The sequence below is a fragment of the Sporosarcina aquimarina genome (assembly GCF_023715615.1).
Taxonomy (GTDB): domain Bacteria; phylum Bacillota; class Bacilli; order Bacillales_A; family Planococcaceae; genus Sporosarcina; species Sporosarcina aquimarina_A.
Genome location: NZ_JAMBOM010000001.1, coordinates 443,344 through 459,942, shown reverse-complemented (window position 1 = coordinate 459,942; position 16,599 = coordinate 443,344). Strand labels below are relative to the sequence as shown.

General features: G+C 43.6%; 18 protein-coding genes and 1 riboswitch. Of the genes, 3 read left to right on the top strand and 15 right to left on the bottom strand.

Annotated elements, in window-relative coordinates:
• Nucleotides 1-40 precede the first annotated feature (40 nt).
• From M3197_RS02095 to M3197_RS02080, 4 genes are all read right to left on the bottom strand, one after another.
• Complete coding sequence (locus tag M3197_RS02095) at nucleotides 41-1,123, bottom strand: DUF871 domain-containing protein (RefSeq protein WP_349774081.1); 1,083 nt, start codon at nucleotides 1,121-1,123, stop codon at nucleotides 41-43.
• Between the two features lie 68 nt (nucleotides 1,124-1,191).
• The gene (locus tag M3197_RS02090; RefSeq protein WP_251658353.1) at nucleotides 1,192-2,571 is read right to left on the bottom strand and encodes a PTS transporter subunit EIIC; all 1,380 of its coding nucleotides are present in this window, start codon (nucleotides 2,569-2,571) and stop codon (nucleotides 1,192-1,194) included.
• A gap of 50 nt (nucleotides 2,572-2,621) precedes the next feature.
• On the bottom strand, nucleotides 2,622-3,515 hold the full coding sequence (gene murQ / locus M3197_RS02085) for an N-acetylmuramic acid 6-phosphate etherase (protein WP_251658352.1): 894 nt from the start codon (nucleotides 3,513-3,515) through the stop codon (nucleotides 2,622-2,624).
• Nucleotides 3,516-3,626: 111 nt separating this feature from the next.
• Nucleotides 3,627-4,466 (bottom strand): MurR/RpiR family transcriptional regulator, encoded by an 840-nt coding sequence (locus tag M3197_RS02080; protein WP_251658351.1) that lies wholly within the window; start codon nucleotides 4,464-4,466, stop codon nucleotides 3,627-3,629.
• An 880-nt stretch (nucleotides 4,467-5,346) separates the two neighbouring features.
• Between M3197_RS02080 and M3197_RS02075 the strand changes: the two genes are divergently transcribed.
• On the top strand, nucleotides 5,347-5,610 hold the full coding sequence (locus M3197_RS02075) for an excalibur calcium-binding domain-containing protein (protein WP_251658350.1): 264 nt from the start codon (nucleotides 5,347-5,349) through the stop codon (nucleotides 5,608-5,610).
• Nucleotides 5,611-5,637: 27 nt separating this feature from the next.
• The gene (locus tag M3197_RS02070) at nucleotides 5,638-5,823 is read left to right on the top strand and encodes a hypothetical protein (protein ID WP_251658349.1); all 186 of its coding nucleotides are present in this window, start codon (nucleotides 5,638-5,640) and stop codon (nucleotides 5,821-5,823) included.
• A 41-nt stretch (nucleotides 5,824-5,864) separates the two neighbouring features.
• Here the strand turns inward: M3197_RS02070 and M3197_RS02065 are convergent, their stop codons facing one another.
• The 8 genes from M3197_RS02065 to M3197_RS02030 all read right to left on the bottom strand — a co-directional run bounded on the left by M3197_RS02065 (nucleotide 5,865) and on the right by M3197_RS02030 (nucleotide 12,708).
• Nucleotides 5,865-6,365, bottom strand: coding sequence for a DUF1648 domain-containing protein (locus tag M3197_RS02065; RefSeq protein ID WP_251658348.1), 501 nt, complete (start codon nucleotides 6,363-6,365; stop codon nucleotides 5,865-5,867).
• 132 nt (nucleotides 6,366-6,497) lie between these two features.
• Nucleotides 6,498-7,103: a response regulator transcription factor gene (locus M3197_RS02060; protein ID WP_251658347.1), complete on the bottom strand. Its 606-nt coding sequence runs from the start codon at nucleotides 7,101-7,103 to the stop codon at nucleotides 6,498-6,500.
• On the bottom strand, nucleotides 7,100-8,215 hold the full coding sequence (locus tag M3197_RS02055; RefSeq protein WP_251658346.1) for a sensor histidine kinase: 1,116 nt from the start codon (nucleotides 8,213-8,215) through the stop codon (nucleotides 7,100-7,102). The genes M3197_RS02060 and M3197_RS02055 overlap by 4 nt, the downstream gene beginning before the upstream one ends.
• Before the next feature lie 3 nt (nucleotides 8,216-8,218).
• Complete coding sequence (locus M3197_RS02050; RefSeq protein WP_251658345.1) at nucleotides 8,219-8,956, bottom strand: ABC transporter permease; 738 nt, start codon at nucleotides 8,954-8,956, stop codon at nucleotides 8,219-8,221.
• Nucleotides 8,957-9,853 carry an ABC transporter ATP-binding protein gene (locus M3197_RS02045; RefSeq protein WP_251658344.1) on the bottom strand — a complete coding sequence of 299 codons (897 nt, stop codon included), beginning with the start codon at nucleotides 9,851-9,853 and terminating at the stop codon, nucleotides 8,957-8,959. It abuts the gene before it with no gap.
• 160 nt (nucleotides 9,854-10,013) lie between these two features.
• Nucleotides 10,014-11,240 (bottom strand): DUF819 family protein, encoded by a 1,227-nt coding sequence (locus tag M3197_RS02040; protein WP_251658343.1) that lies wholly within the window; start codon nucleotides 11,238-11,240, stop codon nucleotides 10,014-10,016.
• Complete coding sequence (locus tag M3197_RS02035) at nucleotides 11,240-12,250, bottom strand: dipeptidase (protein ID WP_251658342.1); 1,011 nt, start codon at nucleotides 12,248-12,250, stop codon at nucleotides 11,240-11,242. Before M3197_RS02035 ends, M3197_RS02040 begins: the two co-directional genes overlap by 1 nt.
• Before the next feature lie 113 nt (nucleotides 12,251-12,363).
• The gene (locus M3197_RS02030; RefSeq protein ID WP_251658341.1) at nucleotides 12,364-12,708 is read right to left on the bottom strand and encodes an antibiotic biosynthesis monooxygenase; all 345 of its coding nucleotides are present in this window, start codon (nucleotides 12,706-12,708) and stop codon (nucleotides 12,364-12,366) included.
• 1,344 nt (nucleotides 12,709-14,052) lie between these two features.
• A riboswitch (SAM riboswitch) is annotated at nucleotides 14,053-14,150 on the top strand.
• A 76-nt stretch (nucleotides 14,151-14,226) separates the two neighbouring features.
• Here M3197_RS02030 and M3197_RS02025 point away from each other — a divergent pair.
• A complete protein-coding gene (locus M3197_RS02025; protein WP_251658340.1) occupies nucleotides 14,227-14,514 on the top strand; it encodes a hypothetical protein in 288 nt (95 codons plus the stop codon).
• Between the two features lie 60 nt (nucleotides 14,515-14,574).
• On the opposite strand, the gene M3197_RS02020 is transcribed toward M3197_RS02025, so the two are convergent.
• The 3 genes from M3197_RS02020 to M3197_RS02010 all read right to left on the bottom strand — a co-directional run bounded on the left by M3197_RS02020 (nucleotide 14,575) and on the right by M3197_RS02010 (nucleotide 16,584).
• Nucleotides 14,575-15,456, bottom strand: a complete 882-nt coding sequence (locus tag M3197_RS02020; RefSeq protein WP_251658339.1) for a DMT family transporter — start codon at nucleotides 15,454-15,456, stop codon at nucleotides 14,575-14,577.
• A gap of 62 nt (nucleotides 15,457-15,518) precedes the next feature.
• Nucleotides 15,519-16,295 (bottom strand): sulfite exporter TauE/SafE family protein, encoded by a 777-nt coding sequence (locus M3197_RS02015; RefSeq protein ID WP_251658338.1) that lies wholly within the window; start codon nucleotides 16,293-16,295, stop codon nucleotides 15,519-15,521.
• 61 nt (nucleotides 16,296-16,356) lie between these two features.
• A complete protein-coding gene (locus M3197_RS02010) occupies nucleotides 16,357-16,584 on the bottom strand; it encodes a sulfurtransferase TusA family protein (protein WP_025785808.1) in 228 nt (75 codons plus the stop codon).
• Nucleotides 16,585-16,599 lie beyond the last annotated feature (15 nt).

The window sequence follows — 16,599 nt, the reverse complement described above, 5'->3', positions numbered from 1 at the left end:
AAAAAAAATCCCCCTCTGAAATCTCTCAGAGGGGATATTTTCAAATCCAAACTATTTCAAATTGCTGATTGCCACCGATATATTTCAGCAAAGCTACGTCTTCTTCGATGACCTGTCCGAGAACGTTCACGCGCTCGTCAGCAGCTAAATCTGTTTTCGTTACTTGGAGCTCACCTTGATAGCGCAAATAGCGCTCATTATCTACGGTAATCGTACCTGTTGGTCGCGCTACGCAATACTGCGCAGGAACGGAACTGCCTGATTTCATAGCTGCTGGACGGGATTCGCTGGAACGAATAACATCGCGCGCACTGTCTGGCCGGTTCGTATGAAGGGTCGCAGCTGCTTCAAGTGCCTGGTCAATTGCTTGGTCAGCTGCCTTTGCCCGGAGACGAATCTTGTTATTTTGATACGCTTTAAATTGTTCTAAGCTCGCCTTGCTTAATCCCGGATCCCCAATGAGCACTTTGTCGACATGTGCATCGTTCATCAGTTCTAAACTTGCTGCAAGTGGAGATGCTTGTCGATGTTTTTCGAGCGTCGGCAACGTTTCAAACAGTGGCCCTCGTAGTTGTCCATCACCGGGTGCAAACGCCATGACCTTCACACCTTCCTCATGGAGCCAGTTGTTTCGTTTTACAAAATCTTCGAGACCCAGTGCCGTTTCCGGTCGTGGATAAAAATTATGCCACGCTTCGGTTGCTTCAAGTCGAAGGCCTGCAGCTTTCATATGACTCAATTCTTCATGCGTGACTGTGCTGGCGTTCAACGCAACGCGCATTACTTGCGACAACTCAGCTATGACTTTTGGAGCAATCCCATAATCTAGACGTAATCCGCTGATACCCCATTCTAGTAATCCTTCTGCTTGGTCCCATGTGAATCCAAGACTATCGAGCGCACTTGGACTCACATCCACCATCAGCTCCATCCCAAGTTCTCGTGCTAATTTCCCAAGTTGTTGAACTTCATCCTTATATGCAGATGCATCATTTTCTGGAATATGAAGTGATGTAAAAATAGACTGGAAGCCGGCAGCATTCATTTCTCGTATACGCTGTTCGTGTTCCGCAAAGCTTACAGTTCCTAAATAGACAGACATGCCAAGCATCTCGTTCACCATCCTTTTCTCGTATAAAAAAGTAAGGCACTCATCCCCATTATAGCTAATGGAGATGAATGCTGTTTTTGTTAAATATCGCGTGCCATTTCTTCTTTAAATCCAAACAGGTACGTGAATAGGAATCCGCCACCATAAGCGATGAGCAGTCCAAGGAAGTAGAACAAGTACTTGCCGTCATCAATTAGTGGAATGAGTGATATTCCTGATACACCGATTCCTGTCGCCGCCGTATGCATCACTGCTTGGAAGGCACCTCCTAGTGCGCCACCCATACAAGCGGTGATGAAAGGACGGCCAAGTGGTAACGTAACCCCGTATAACAATGGTTCTCCAATTCCGAGGAAGCCAACAGGCAACGCACCCTTGATAATATTACGGAGACGACGGTTTTTCGTTTTCACGAAAATTGCCATTGCTGCACCGACCTGCCCAGCTCCAGCCATAGCGAGAACCGTCAGCAATGCCGTATTTCCATATGTGTTGATCAATTCCAAGTGGATTGGGGTAAGTCCGTGATGCAATCCAACCATAACGAGTGGAAGGAAGAATCCTGCAAGGACAGCACCCGCAACAACTCCACCTACATCAAGAACGGCAATCAATCCTTTTGTAATTCCGTCCGCTAGCAAACCCGCTACCGGTACAATTGCATAGAGCGAGAAGAAACCGACAGTGAGTACGGTAACGAGTGGGGTAAAGATGATATCAATTGCTGCTGGCATAACTTTACGCACATTCTTTTCAACAAACGTCATAAGGAATGCTGCAAAGATGACTCCGAATAAACCACCTCGACCGACTACTAAAGGCTCGCCATAAATCGTAATCTCTGCAAGGAATGGATTAAATAAGAACATTCCGGCGATCGCACCAAGTACAGGTGTTCCACCAAATTCTTTCGCTGTGTTCCAGCCGACAATTACCGCTAAGTATGTGAAGACACTCGATCCGAGAAGCAGTAAAATCTGCATCCATGTTTGGGTTGGATCGACACCTGCGTTTTTCGCAAAGTTTGCAGCTCCATTGATAATCCCTGAAGCGACAAGTCCCGGAATCAGTGGGATAAAAATGTTCCCAATTCGTCTCAGGAAATTTTTGAACGGTGTGCGGTTTTTCTCTTTTCTACGTTCGTTGTCAATCGCAGCGCGTTCTTCAAATGTCAGACTGTCGTACTCCGGCTCAGACTCTTCTCCGATACCAAGACCCGTCAACTGGCTCATTTCATCCGCAACTCGATTTACAGTTCCTGGGCCAATGACGACTTGTAGTGTTTCATCGACGACAACCCCCATGACGCCTTCAATTTTTTTCAACGCGGCAATATCTGCTTTACTATCGTCTTTCAATGTTAGGCGAAGTCGTGTCATACAGTGGGCGATTTTACGAATATTCCCCTTGCCGCCAACGTGTTCCAGTATGCCCGTCGCCATTTGTTGCTCTTTTCTCATCCTGTACCCTCCCTCTCTCTTCCTACTAGTGAATGATTTTTCAAAACCCTTTATGCTTGCTGTGTAGCTTTTCTAACAAACCCGCCTGTTGCTTCAATCCGTTCTTGTGCCTGTTCTTTGGAGCAATCAAGTAAGATCATGACGGTCGCTGTTTTCACATGCTTGCCAGAAGCTTCATAGAAAGATGTTGCAGTATGTAGATCCACCCCAGTTGCTTCCATAATGATGCGTTTTGAGCGCTCTTGAAGTTTCAAGTTCGTCGCTTGCACATCGATCATCAAGTTTTCGTACGCCTTTCCAATACCAATCATTGCAGCCGTCGAAATCATATTCAGCACCATTTTCTGTGCACTTCCGGCTTTTAGACGTGTTGAACCCGTTAACACTTCAGGCCCAGTTGGAAGTTCAATTGCAATGTCGGCATGACTACTCATTTCAGCACCTTCATTACAACTAATACTAATTGTATGAGCAGCAGTTTTGCGTGCATAATCCAGTGCGCCGATGACGTAAGGGGTTCTACCGCTTGCTGCGATACCGATGACCGTATCGGTTTCATTCAGCTGGATGTCTTTTAAATCTTGGATTCCGAGCTCTGGATTATCTTCTGCCCCCTCCACAGCCTTTGTGAACGCTTTCAATCCTCCGGCGATTAAACCGACTACCATTTCGGGAGAGACCCCAAACGTTGGTACACATTCAACCGCATCTAGAATCCCAAGACGTCCACTTGTACCCGCACCGATATAAATCAACCTTCCACCTCTTTGAAACGAGTCGATGACGGCATGGACCGTTTTTTCAATCGATGGCAACTGTGTATGAATCACCTCAATTGCTGATCCATCTTCTTTATTCATGGCTTTCAGAATATCTGCAACACTCATTGTATCCAATGACATCGTATGAGGATTGCGTTGTTCCGTGCCTAATTTCTCAAGCATTCGCTCACTCCTTTCAACGTTTCATTGGCTTCATTGTACGCTTTAAGGAAATTACAAGTCAATAGTTTAATTGAATTATATGAAATATAATTTCATTTTATGCAAAACTCGTTATCTTCTTAATTTCACCGCCTGTTCTCGAGCGTTCTGATAGCGATCTATAATAGTCTCGCCCATTTGGTTTACTAAGCTAATATATAAACTATCAATTATTGTAAGTTGAGTCATGCGTGATGTAATACTTCCAACACGAAAATCTTTTTCAACATTTGGTGTTGCGAGTTGTATATCCGATTCCTTTGATAGCGGAGATTTGTTCAAGTTGGTAATGCCGATTAGAGTCGCACCTTGTTTTTTTGCAAACCTTGCGAGTTCAATGACATCCTTGGTTTCACCAGACATACTGATTGCGACAAACACATCGTTCTCGCTTAAAAAAGGGATAACCGAGAGCATATAATGGAAATCCGCATGATACTCCACTTGGTACCCGAGTTTTGAAAACTTGAATTGAGCGTCCATCGCTGCAATTGCAGAACCACCTACTCCGTAAAACAAAATCCTGTGCGCCGATTGAAACGCTTTTACCGCCTTTTCGAGTTCTTTCTTTTCAATTGAAGCAAGTAGTAGATCGATAGCGCCTCGATTGACATGTACAACTTTCTGGAATAGTTCGTATGGTGAATCCTTTTTTTGAGTAATTGAAAAGTCCGTTATGTATTCTTCCGTGGTCGCAAGCTCTTGTGCCATTAAAATCTTGAACGCTTTGAAGCTAGCAATACCTACCGATTTGGTGAACCGAACAACAGAGGCTTCACTGACGTCAGTCTTTGCAGCCAATTCTTTCGTTGTCATTGTTGGAATCAGTTCTGCGTGGTTCAGGATATACTCCGCTATTCGTAGTTCTGTTTTTGAAAATCTATTCATCTGACTTTTGATTTGTCCTAACATTCTGATTGCCTCCTACTCTATTCTTTCCATTATGAACGAAGTGAGAGCCTTTTGACAATGTCCATTCCAAAGTTTCTAAGGTTTTTGGATTAATTGTTGGCACTTTGCGCGTTTAGGGATTGGCTACATCTCTGTCAGCGGTTCTCCGACAGTTCTTTAGATTTGTCAGAGATGTGGAGAGGTTTCTTCGACACTGGACGAAGTTTCTCGATCACATATGCTAATTTCTCCGACACTTAGCGAAGTTTCTCGATATCTGGACACACTTCAATGGCTTTAAGAGATTAATTGGTGGCGCTTCGCGCGTTTAGGGATTGGCTACATCTCAGTCAGCCGTTCTCCGACAGTAATTTAGGTTTGTCAGACATATAGGGAGTGTTCTTCGACACTGGACGAAGTTTCTCCATCACATGGGCTCATTTCTCCGACACTTAGCGAAGTTTCTCAATATCTGGACACACTTCAATAACATTAAAAGATTAATTGGTAGCGCTTCGCGCGTTTAGGGATTGGCTACATCTCTGTCTGCCGTTCTCTGACAGTTATTTAGGTTTGTCAGACATGTGGAGAGGTTTCTTTGACACTGGACGAAGTTTCTCGATCACATGGGCTCATTTCTCCGACACTTAGCGAAGTTTCTCGATATCTGGACACACTTCAATGGCTTTAAGAGATTAATTGGTGGCGCTTCGCGCGTTTAGGGATGGAATTGCACTATGCGCGAGTCGATTCACTCAGATCAAGCCTATTATCAGCCAGTTTAAAAGAACAATCGGCATCAATGCACAATTTAACAATTGATTCAATAATTTGTCTTTCCATCGAACTGGAAATCAATTATAATTATCTTAAAATTCATCAATTGAATGGAGCGCTTATAATGAAAAAAATTGCAGCTGTTCTAACCGCAACAGTATTAACACTCGGAGTCGCAACAATCCCGGCACAACCTGCTGATGCTGCGCCCGTTAATTACAAAAACTGTACTATGCTGAATCAGACGTACAAAGGAGGAGTGGCGAAGAACGCTACTGTACGCAACAAAGGTGGTAAGACGAAATATGCACCGACTGTAAACGCAGCAATTTATAACTCACATACAAAGTTAGATCGAGACAAAGACGGTATCGCCTGCGAACGTTAAGCTTCACAAACAATAGGAGGGAATGCATTGACGAGTAAAAAACTCTTTTCAATCGGTTACCTTTTATACGTAATTGCCCTAGCTTGTGCTTATTTCATCGTAGAACCACAAAATATCTTGGCTCCTACCCTGACGCTTACCTTGTTATTCGGTGTCTATCAGATTTATATTTATCTCATTCGTCCAAAGCGACAACTTAAGTCCGAACGGTAAAAGAAGCATCCTCCACTAGTTTTGCTGGAGGATGCTTCTTTTCAATTTATCTTCTTCTGTTGAACCACACCCATAATCATTACGACAACCATCAAAGCAAGTAATCCACCGAAAACCCATTGGCTCATTGCATTTGAATGACCAAGTCCGACGCGAACGATTTCCCATTGGATGTAAACCATTAAAAAAAGTGAGAGGTTTTTCACACGATTTAACAGTTCCCGGCTAGTTTGATAAAACTGTGGCGCATTCGTTTCATTTAATCGACTGGGATAGTTATGCCACTCTGGATGGCGCTCCAAAAATTCAAGCAACGCAAGCAATCCCCCACTGATCATTGGTACTAGCAACAAGACCCATCTCGATCCATAGTTATCTACTTCTCCCAATGCGTTAAAATGAATTGGAACTTGCTCAGGTATCTGATTCCACTGGACAACTGTATATAAAATAACTGCGATGAAGAGCCCGTTGGCAATGAGATCATAAAATCGATTTACCTTAGTTTTGTGAGTTTCTACATGTTGGGATAGCTTTTGCATGCTGTTCACTTCCTTTTCGTATCACATCTACTTCCTATTTTACGAAATGGATTGATGAAAGTTTCAAATTTTCACCACACAAAAACCGCTCTTACAATGACGTGTGAGCGGCCTCCGTTTCATTAATATCCTTCAATCCAGCCAGCCCTTTTTCCGACAAATCACAAGCGCTTCCACCTTGTTTTTTGCACCGACCTTCTGCAAAATTTCGGACAAATAATTCCGAACAGTTCCAGGTGATAAATAAAGCGCTGTCCCTATTTCCTTTGAAGTGAGACCATTTGCTGCATAACTTAATACTTCTTGTTCTCGTTTAGTCAGCGGATTGTCATTTGAGAAATGTCCCATCACAAGTTCTGAAGAAAACTCACGTTTACCTATCATCACATTCTTGATAGCATTCGCTAGCTCATCGATTGACCCGTCTTTCAACAAATAGCCTCTGACATCCGCTCGAAGGGCACGTTCAAAATAACCAGGTCGTGCAAAGGTCGTCAAAATAACAACTTTGCAAGAAGAGCCCGCTGTTTTTAAGTCATCCGCAACATCCAAGCCACTCTTCTTCGGCATTTCAATATCCAGAATGCATACATCCGGTTTCAGTTGATGGATTAATCGTAATGCTTCTTCTCCATCTTGCGCTTGCCCAATTACTGTCAGATTCTCTTCAAAGTCGAGCAACGTACCAAGTGCGCCACGTAAGATTTTTTGGTCCTCTGCAATCACAAGTGAAATCATCCAGAATCTCCCCCTTTTGTTGTAATGGGAAGCGGCACGACTAGCTTAAATTGAGTACCAGATTGCTCTTCAATTGAAAGTGTTCCTTCCACTAATGCTAGCCGTTCGACGATACCGTTCAAACCATTTCCATAATGAGCCCCAGTCATGCCAATTCCATTATCTTTGACACTCGTTACCAAGCTGCCATCTGTTTTCTGAATTGATACCAAACACGTTGAAGCACTGCTATGTCGGACAATATTGGTTGCCAACTCCCGAATACACATCCCAATAATCGTTTGTTTTAGTGGGGTAAGGTCAGGAAGGGGCTCAGGGAGTTCTGTCTTTAGTTCGATGGATGCAGCCGAAAGAATTTCTTGCATTTGCACAAGCTCCTCTGCAACCGAACTCCCTCTCATATCGCTCACTAATTCTCTTACTTGTTTCAACGCTGAGCGCGATGTGTGTTCAATTCCCTTTGCTTCTTCTAAGACTCGATCAGAATCGTTTCGCACGCGTTGGATCACCTGACTTTTCAATGTGATCAATGACAACGTATGTCCGAGCGTATCATGGAGATCGCGTGCGATTCGAACACGCTCTTCTTGCCGACTCAATTCACGGATTTGTTCATTCGCAGCATCCAACTCTTCTTCGAGTCTGCCGCGCTCCGCACTATTACGGACAGCTATAGGCGTAAGTGCCATTACGATAATAAATGGAAATGCAACTACCCCAGTTTGTATGCCATATGCATCGATTAATATAACTCCACAGTAAACTAGCACACTTCCAAACACACTTACCGATCGCTTAAACAGACGTGCATCTCCAATCCATCCAATGAAGTTCGAGATGTAAAAAGCCAGCATCAGATTGTATGGTTGATAAAACCAAGCCAATGCTAGAATAAGTACGAATAGGATTGTCGACCAGACAATGAGGCTAACATCCTTCACCGCCCGGTAGGCCTCCCGATATGCGACAACAAATACAACCAACAAAACAAATCCAATATTTCGTTTCAAACCAGACTCCGACAGCACATGAAATAACGGCAGTGCGAGATAGGCAAGAAATACATAAGGAATCAAACCGAATCGTCGTGGAAATAATTCAAATGATTTCATCTTCTAGATCGCCTCCTGCATCCGCCTTCTTTGTATCGATAGTATCATGAAAACAACGGTATAAGCGATTAAAACTAGGATACCGACTAGTCCAGGTGCTTCTCCGCGAATAATAGACCAAGCGCCTGCTCCATAATGATAAGAGGGGATCCATTGTGCCGCTTGTTGCAGCAGCTTCGGCATAAATTCCATAGGCATCCACATGCCCCCCATTACTGCGAGCGCTAAATAGAGCAGATTGCTTACACCTGATGCCGTATCCGACTTCTTCATCGTCCCGATTAATCCCCCAAGTGCTAGAAAAGGGATTGCTCCAAATAAAATCCACATACCTGCTGTGATCCATTCAATAGTAGTCATCGAAATCCCATTAACCATACCACCACTTACAAAGATCACGATAATCGTAAAGACATGGACCGCCGTCTGTCCCACCATCTTTGCAATGAAATATACAGCTCCAGACACCGGAGTCGTTTTTAAATACGTCGTCCACCCCTGATTCCGCTCCTGAACGAGTCGAAGTCCAAGGGTCATAATCGAACTTCCCATTACACTGAACGCTGCCATTGACATAAGTAAATGCTTTTCCCAAAGCTTAGAATCCTCAACATCTTGAACCATCACGTTTGTATAAAACACGTAAAAGACAATTGGCATAATGAGCGACCAAAAGATGAAGTAGCGATTCCTAAAGACACGTAATGCTTCCAACCAGCATTCATTCCATACTATTTTCATTCAACTTGCCTCCTGACTGTCCGTTAACTGACTGTAAGCTTCTTTTAGTGTGCCTCTACTAACGGTCACTTCACTGATTTCAAGATCTAGTGCATACAAGACTTTCAATAAGTGATCTGCATCTCCAGTGAGAATGGTCACTTTCTTTCCATCTACACGAATGTCCGAAGCACCAAGACCTTGAAAAGTTTCCGGACGATACACCTCGTCGGTTAGGAATGATACTCGTTGCATCACCAGTTTCTTTTTCAACATTTCAGGAGATCCATCTTCAATAAGCTCACCGTGATTAACCATTAAAACGCGGGTTGCTGCATACTCCACTTCCTCTAAATAATGTGTAGTGAAAACGATGGTTGTGCCACGTTCTGCAAGTTCACGAATCGATTTCCAAAAGATTTTTCGTGCAGTGGCATCCATGCCGGTAGTTGGTTCATCCAAAAACAACATATCTGGATTACCCGCTAGCGCTAGTGCAAAACTAACACGTTGTTTCTGGCCACCAGACAGCTTTTCAGTGCGCATATTCAGTGACGTTTCATCTAACCCGGTTAGCTTAGTTAACTGTTCCATAGAGAGTGGTCGTGGATAATACCCTCTAACCAACTGAAGGATTTCCTTGACGGTGACTGTATCCAACACTCGAACTTCCTGTAGCATGACACCTATTCGTTCCCGGACTGCCTTCGATTTAGGATTCTGTCCTGAAATGATGATCCTCCCTGTTGAAGGTTCCAATAAGCCTAGTAGCATCTGGATTGTTGTACTTTTTCCAGCTCCATTCGGTCCTAATAACGCCACCACTTCTCCTTTTTCAATCTGAAAAGACAAGTCTCCTACAGCCGACTTTCCGCTAAATGACTTTCCCACACCCATACACTCAATGATTGTTGACATACGATCACTCCTTTGACTCTATCGTACTGAAAGCCGCGAGCGCGTTGCAGTCCCTTCTGTCATCGGTTCGTATGACACTTGTCATATAAAAAAACGCATTGCGCATAAGGCAAAGCGTTTTGTTTAATTATAAATATCTCGGAGACATTTTGAATACTACTTAAATTAAAGTTGAAAACCAAAGACCAAGTACAGTACCGATGTAATTCCCAATAATATAGCCAAGGGTTCCGACGACTAATATTGGGCCAATCAAGTCTTTCCACCCTTTTGCAATTGCCAATGCAGCAGCAGTTGTCGGCCCACCAATGTTGGCATTACTTGCTAAAAGTGTATCTTCCAAATTGGCATTCAACAGTTTTCCTGCTACCAACGAAACGACCATATTTACCATTACGATGATGAATACAAACACGAGAAGCAACGGTGCATTTTGTACGATTAATGGAATTGATGCCGGAATCCCGATGACCACAAAGAATAAATAAATCAAGAATGTCCCGAACTCTTGGCTGCCATTAATCTTTTCGAAATAAGATGGGAACAAAGCTAATACGATAAATGTAACCGTGGTCAATACAAGGTATTTATCTCCAAAAATCGCATGTGCCAAGTTCATGATTCCTGAAACATTCTCTCCTGAAGGTATCAGACCGCCAATAAAGTCCGCGAGTTTGAACGAAACGATAACGAGGAAGAAAGCTGTACCAATTGCCATTGCAATATCTTTTAACGATATGTCTTTTCTCTTCCAGAAACTTTCCGCTAACGTCTTCCCATCTTCTTGCGTGACTCCGTTTTCCACTTGATCGATATGTGGTGTAGAATAACGTTTTCTAAAGAATCCAATCGTCGGAATCAGCATTAAAATGACAAAGTATATGGCCATCATGAGATTATCTGCGACGACTGTTGCAGATACGAGATCACCAGGTGCTTCAAACTTGCCCGCCATTGCCGCAAAGTTCACACCGCCTCCTACGTAAGATGCGCTGATCATCCCACCGATTTTATCCAGATAAGGGATGTGATCTTTTAAAAGAAAGAAACTAGTGATCGTTCCTGCTACTGTTCCGATTGAGCTTAATAGGAAAAGTGCGAGTAGCTTACCACTTTCGGTCCATATTTTCTTAATATTGACATGAAAAAGCAGAAGTGGGATTGCAAGTGGGATAATAACACTCCACACCGCGTCGTACACTGGAGATTCAGTAGGAATGATACCTGTATTTGAGAGAAAAATAGCGCCAACCAGCGCAATGATTGCTCCCGAAATCTTGGAGGCCCAACTGAAACGCTGTTCTAAATAAATACTGAGTGATGCCACTACGACAATAATTCCCCATAGTGTGAGCGTGTCATCTGGCTGAATCCATGTATTCGTCATTATGTACGCCTTCTTTCTGATATCAGATTAGTCATGAACCGCTCCGCATTTTTGTAACTGATTGCTTCAATCTCCTCCTGAGAATATCCACGTTGGCTCATCTGTTTCAAAAGTGCAGGAACTTTCGTAACATCTTCCAGCCCTACCGTTAAAATATCCATACCTCCACCTAGCGAGTGATCACTTAAGTAATCAAGAAAGTCGAATCCAAATGCAACATGATCGATGCCTATTATGGATACAATATGGTCGATGTGATCAATAAAACGGTCAACGTTGGGATGCCGTTCATCTACAAATTCACCATATGCATTCAATCCGATTAATCCGTTTCGTTCGGAGATGATACGGATTTGATCATCCGATAAATTCCGTTCATGATTGCATACAGCTCGGGCGTTACTGTGCGAAGCGATTATGGGAGAGGTTGTGTGGTGAATGACATCCCAGAAACTAGTCTCATCCAGATGGGAGACATCGATGATGAATCCTGACTTCTCTGATTTAGCTAGCAAGTCGATTCCAAGTAAAGTTATCCCTAAGTCTCTCGTGATAGAAAATGCACCCGTCCCGCTGGCGAAAGCGTTTTGTTCGTTCCAAGCCATGATGATGTGTTGAATATTTTTTTCTTTCATGAATGCGAAAGCGGTGTCGATCGTTTCGTTTTCTGACTTGGTAATCCACTGATCTAAGGAGGATAACCCCTCTATACCTAGATAAACCCTAACTTTTCCGTCTGAAATAGTCTCTTCCTGAATACTATCGATAGGCTGAACAACCGCGTACGTCGACTCTATTAAGTCTGCCTCAACGAACTTGATAAGATCATGAAAACGCTCTAGTGGTTGATGAGAAAAAATAGGTTCCGTCCAAAACACACATATGATTGAACTTACACCTCCTTTTTTCAGTGCTGGATAATGGATTCTGTCAAAAACATTCGTCTCGCCGCGCGCTCTTCGGAAGGCGATGTCTGTAAACAAATCTGAATGCAAGTCGAAAATTTTCATAGAGACCTCCCTTATAAGTATTCTAATATATTGGAATTTATACAGTATATCATATTTGGCAGAAGTTACTTTTACTTCACCATAAAAAAAAGCTCTGCACGAGGCAAAGCTTTTTATTTTGCTGGTAAATGTTGAACCACTGTGACGTACGTAGATAATTCAGTACCAAGAATCGGATTATGCGGTGGTGTACCAGTTTGGTTCTTTTCTTGTTCAGCTCGAATCTTTGCCTTTTCGATTGCACGCTTTTCGCGCCACTCTGTGAAATACTTTGCATCTTCCCAAGTCGTGCAAACATGGAGCTCATCATGGTCTGCGGTATCTTCTTTCAGCCACACTTCCATACGAACAAATCCAGGAAATGTATGTACAGATTTAGGTTTTGCGAAGCGTTCTGCAACTTCGGCTCCTTTTCCTTTTTCAATACGAATCACGTTCACTGCTGTCATCTGGCTCATACGAGCGCCTCCTTTGTAGTTGTAAAACCCACTTATTGTGCACGGATGCTGCGATTATAGTGTCTATGCATACGTGCCAATGACTTCTTACTAAAGAATACTCCTCCCCGAATCCCCAGACAACGGCTTCGCCACTGAAATAGGGAATACCCTCTATTTAAATGTGCCTCGCTTCCGATTCATTCCCCCATCTACCCGATTCTCATCCTAACAGTCGGATATCCCTTCTTTCAACAAGCGAAGCGCACCTAATTAATCCCTTAAAGCAGTTAAATTGTGTCCCGTTATCGAGAAACTTCGCTAGGTGTCGGACAAATTGTGTCTCGTTATCGACAAACTTCGCTAGGTGTCGGACAAATCTTGCTGCGTTATCGAGAAGTTGGCATAAGTGTCGAAGAAATATCTCTATATGTCCAACAAACCTTGAGAACTGTCGGACAACGTGTTAGATGCCGCCTACAGAGGAGGAGCCCCTCCTTCAACAAGCGAAGCGCTACCAATTAATCCCTTAAAGCAGTTAAATTGTGTCCCGTTATCGACAAACTTCGCTAGTTGACTGAGAAATATTGCGGCGTTATCGAGAAGTTGGCATAAGTGTCGAAGAAATATCTCTATATGTCCGACAAACCTTGAGAACTGTCGGACAACGTGTTAAATGCCGCCTACAGAGGAGGAGCCCTTCCTTCAACAAGCGAAGCGCTACCAATTAATCCCTTAAAGTAGTTGAATTGTGTCCCGTTATCGAGAAACTTCGCTAGTTGACTGAGAAATATTGCGGCGTTATCGAGAAGTTGGCATAAGTGTCGAAGAAATATCTCTATATGTCCGAAAAACCTTGAGAACTGTCGGACAACGTGTTAGATGCCGCCTACAGAGGAGAAGCCCCTCCTTCAACAAGCGAAGCGCTACCAATTAATCCCTTAAAGCAGTTGAATTGTGTCCCGTTATCGAGAAACTTCGCTAGGTGTCGGACAAATCTTGCAACGTGATCGAGAAGTTGGCATAAGTGTCGAAGAAATATCTCTATATGTCCGACAAACCTTGAGAACTGTCGGACAACGTGTTAAATGCCGCCTACAGAGGAGGAGCCCCTCCTTCAACAAGCGAAGCGCTACCAATTAATCCCTTAAAGCAGTTGAATGGCGTCCCGTTATCGAGAAACTTCGCTAGGTGTCGGACAAATCTTGCGGCGTTATCGAGAAGTTGGCATAAGTGTCACACAAACACGAAAAACTGTCGGACAACGTGTGCGACGGCGCCCACAACGAAGCAGCTTAACGAAGGGGCATATTGCCTTGCCCAGTACGTTATGCTACACTTGCTTTAACTGAATGAACGATTCTTTTCTTATCCAGAGAGACCGAGGGACTTGGCCCGAAGACGTCTCAGCAACCTGCTCACGCAAGGTGCTGCTGCCAACAGGGAAACCTGGCCGATGAGGAGTATTTGCGTTTAAGCAACTCTTCTCTGTTCGGGGGAAGAGTTTTTTGTTTGGCAAATTTTTGAGGAGTGATCCAAATGGGAACGATTGAACGATTTACAACACAAAAGGAACAGACTTTGCAGGAAGAACCACGTAGCTTTACTAAATCCATTAGGCGCCAACAAACGTTCGTACGTGTACAACAAGAGATCGACTACTTCGACCAAGAAGATTTACTTTCTAAAAAAGCTTTACAAAAAGAACTGCAAGAAATTGCGGAATTGCAACGACAGGCTGACGAACTTGCCATTCAAATTCAAACACGCAAACAGAAATTGCTCAAAAACACTTTCGGACCAGATGCGACTCAACTATTCAACTAACGCAAAAACCCTCTTCCCCCACGACAACTCGTGAGAAAGAGGGTTTTATTCATAACTAGATTACTTTTTCCTTGCCAATTCTGCAGGCACTTCTTCTTCGCCTCGATTGCGTAAAAACATGTAAAACGATGCGCCGAATATAATGATATAGCCAATGAAGCTATAGACATCCGGGATTTGTCCGAGTAAAACAAAGCCAAGGATTGCAGAGAATACGACCGTGAAATAGTTGAACACCGAAATCTCTTTTGCTGGTGCGTATTTGTACGCAAGCGTGATCCCGAATTGACCAACTGTCGCGAACACTCCTGCTGCTAGTAAATATACCGTCTGCTGTAAAGTCATGGATTGATACGAAATTATCACGAACGGCAATAGCACAACGGTCGTGAATGTTGAGAAGTAAAACACGACTGTGTAAAACTGCTCACGACTTCCAAGGGCTCGTAATACAGTGTAAGCACCACCTGCAAACACTGCAGATAAAACACCCGCTGCATACGGAACAACATCGAGTGAAAATGATGGCTTGATGATGAATAATGTCCCAAGAAATGCGATTACAATACTATACATCTGAAAAGGTTTAACATGCTCTTTCAAAAATATCGCCGCAAACACAATCGTGAAAAACGGGCTCATTTTATTCAACATATCCGCATCCGCGAGTACAAGATGGTCAATCGCGTAGAAATATAACACGATGCCTATGGCGCCAAGTGCCGATCGTAACAATAGTAAGCGTTGGTTTTCGCGCTTACCGAACAGTCTTTCTTTGTAATGAATGACGAAGAAAAACGCGATTATCATCGACACACCATTGCGGAAAATCGTTTTCTGCATTGTCGGGACATCCCCGGATAACTTCACGAATGCCGTCATCAGTGAAAAACCAAGTGCCGACGCTAATAATAATAAAATTCCTTTGTTGCGATTTGTCATAACAGCCTCCGGTCGATAAACAATACAAGTCGTATCCTATCATACACCGATAGCCGAATCAGTTATAACAAATCGCTCCAAATATTGATGGCAGTTGCTAAAATTAGCACCGCAAGTATCCATTTCAGCACCTTTGGATTCACCTTCTGCCCGAACTTCGCGCCAAGTGGGGCAGCGATGAGCGCTGCAACAATCAGGATAATTGCCGGTCCCCATAATACTTGCCCCGTTGCGATTTTGCCTGTTGCAGAACCAATCGAGGAAATGAACGTAATCGCAAGTGATGAGGCAATCGTGATTCGAGTCGGTATTGCAAGTACGGTTAACATAATTGGAACGAGCACAAACGCTCCCCCCGCTCCAACAACACCTGATGCTATCCCGACGACAAAGGCGAGTCCAGCCGCTAGCCACTTATTGAACGTCACTTCACTCGCTGGTCGCGCCTCCACCTTTTTCCTTGGAATGAATAATAGAATTGCTGCCATCACTGCAAGCACACCGTACACCATATTGACTGCTTGCTCAGATAGCAAACTCGAACCTAACCCTCCGATGAAACTTCCTATCAACACAGCTCCACCCATATAAAGGATGAGCGCCTTGTGCAGAAGTCCTGTTCCACGATATGCCCAAACTCCCGCAATCGTCGCAAAGAAGATTTCTACCGCACTGATTCCACTCACTTCATGGGCAGTCAGCGCGGTTAATCCGAATAGCGGTGGGATGTACAAGAGCATCGGATATTTGACGATGGCGCCGCCGATACCTGCCATTCCGGATAAAAACGATCCGACAAACCCGATTAGAAATAAAATGACGATGAAACCGATACTCATCACACACACCTTCTTTCAAGAAAAAAAGAAGGCACACATGTCCCCCTTTTTATCTACAAACTTATCCTTTTTTAATGAAGAATGTATAGACATTATCTGACTCTGTTTGCTCCAGAAGTTCATGTCCACCTGACTTGGTCCAAGCTGCCAAATCGGCTTTCGCACCTTTGTCCGTTGTCTTCACTTCAAGGATTTCTCCTGAGTTGACGTCTTTCATTGCATTGCGTGTTTTAACGATTGGCATCGGGCAAGACAGCCCAGTTGCATCTAAAAAGTGATCAGCTTTCATTATAAAATTCCTCCT

Coding starts and splice junctions, on each gene's coding strand:
- M3197_RS02095 (WP_349774081.1), bottom strand. CDS start 1,123: ATGGTGAACGAGATGCTTGGCATGTCTGTCTATTTAGGAACTGTAAGC.
- M3197_RS02090 (WP_251658353.1), bottom strand. CDS start 2,571: ATGAGAAAAGAGCAACAAATGGCGACGGGCATACTGGAACACGTTGGC.
- murQ (WP_251658352.1), bottom strand. CDS start 3,515: ATGCTTGAGAAATTAGGCACGGAACAACGCAATCCTCATACGATGTCA.
- M3197_RS02080 (WP_251658351.1), bottom strand. CDS start 4,466: ATGTTAGGACAAATCAAAAGTCAGATGAATAGATTTTCAAAAACAGAA.
- M3197_RS02075 (WP_251658350.1), top strand. CDS start 5,347: ATGAAAAAAATTGCAGCTGTTCTAACCGCAACAGTATTAACACTCGGA.
- M3197_RS02065 (WP_251658348.1), bottom strand. CDS start 6,365: ATGCAAAAGCTATCCCAACATGTAGAAACTCACAAAACTAAGGTAAAT.
- M3197_RS02060 (WP_251658347.1), bottom strand. CDS start 7,103: ATGATTTCACTTGTGATTGCAGAGGACCAAAAAATCTTACGTGGCGCA.
- M3197_RS02055 (WP_251658346.1), bottom strand. CDS start 8,215: ATGAAATCATTTGAATTATTTCCACGACGATTCGGTTTGATTCCTTAT.
- M3197_RS02050 (WP_251658345.1), bottom strand. CDS start 8,956: ATGAAAATAGTATGGAATGAATGCTGGTTGGAAGCATTACGTGTCTTT.
- M3197_RS02045 (WP_251658344.1), bottom strand. CDS start 9,853: ATGTCAACAATCATTGAGTGTATGGGTGTGGGAAAGTCATTTAGCGGA.
- M3197_RS02040 (WP_251658343.1), bottom strand. CDS start 11,240: ATGACGAATACATGGATTCAGCCAGATGACACGCTCACACTATGGGGA.
- M3197_RS02035 (WP_251658342.1), bottom strand. CDS start 12,250: ATGAAAATTTTCGACTTGCATTCAGATTTGTTTACAGACATCGCCTTC.
- M3197_RS02030 (WP_251658341.1), bottom strand. CDS start 12,708: ATGAGCCAGATGACAGCAGTGAACGTGATTCGTATTGAAAAAGGAAAA.
- M3197_RS02025 (WP_251658340.1), top strand. CDS start 14,227: ATGGGAACGATTGAACGATTTACAACACAAAAGGAACAGACTTTGCAG.
- M3197_RS02020 (WP_251658339.1), bottom strand. CDS start 15,456: ATGACAAATCGCAACAAAGGAATTTTATTATTATTAGCGTCGGCACTT.
- M3197_RS02015 (WP_251658338.1), bottom strand. CDS start 16,295: ATGAGTATCGGTTTCATCGTCATTTTATTTCTAATCGGGTTTGTCGGA.
- M3197_RS02010 (WP_025785808.1), bottom strand. CDS start 16,584: ATGAAAGCTGATCACTTTTTAGATGCAACTGGGCTGTCTTGCCCGATG.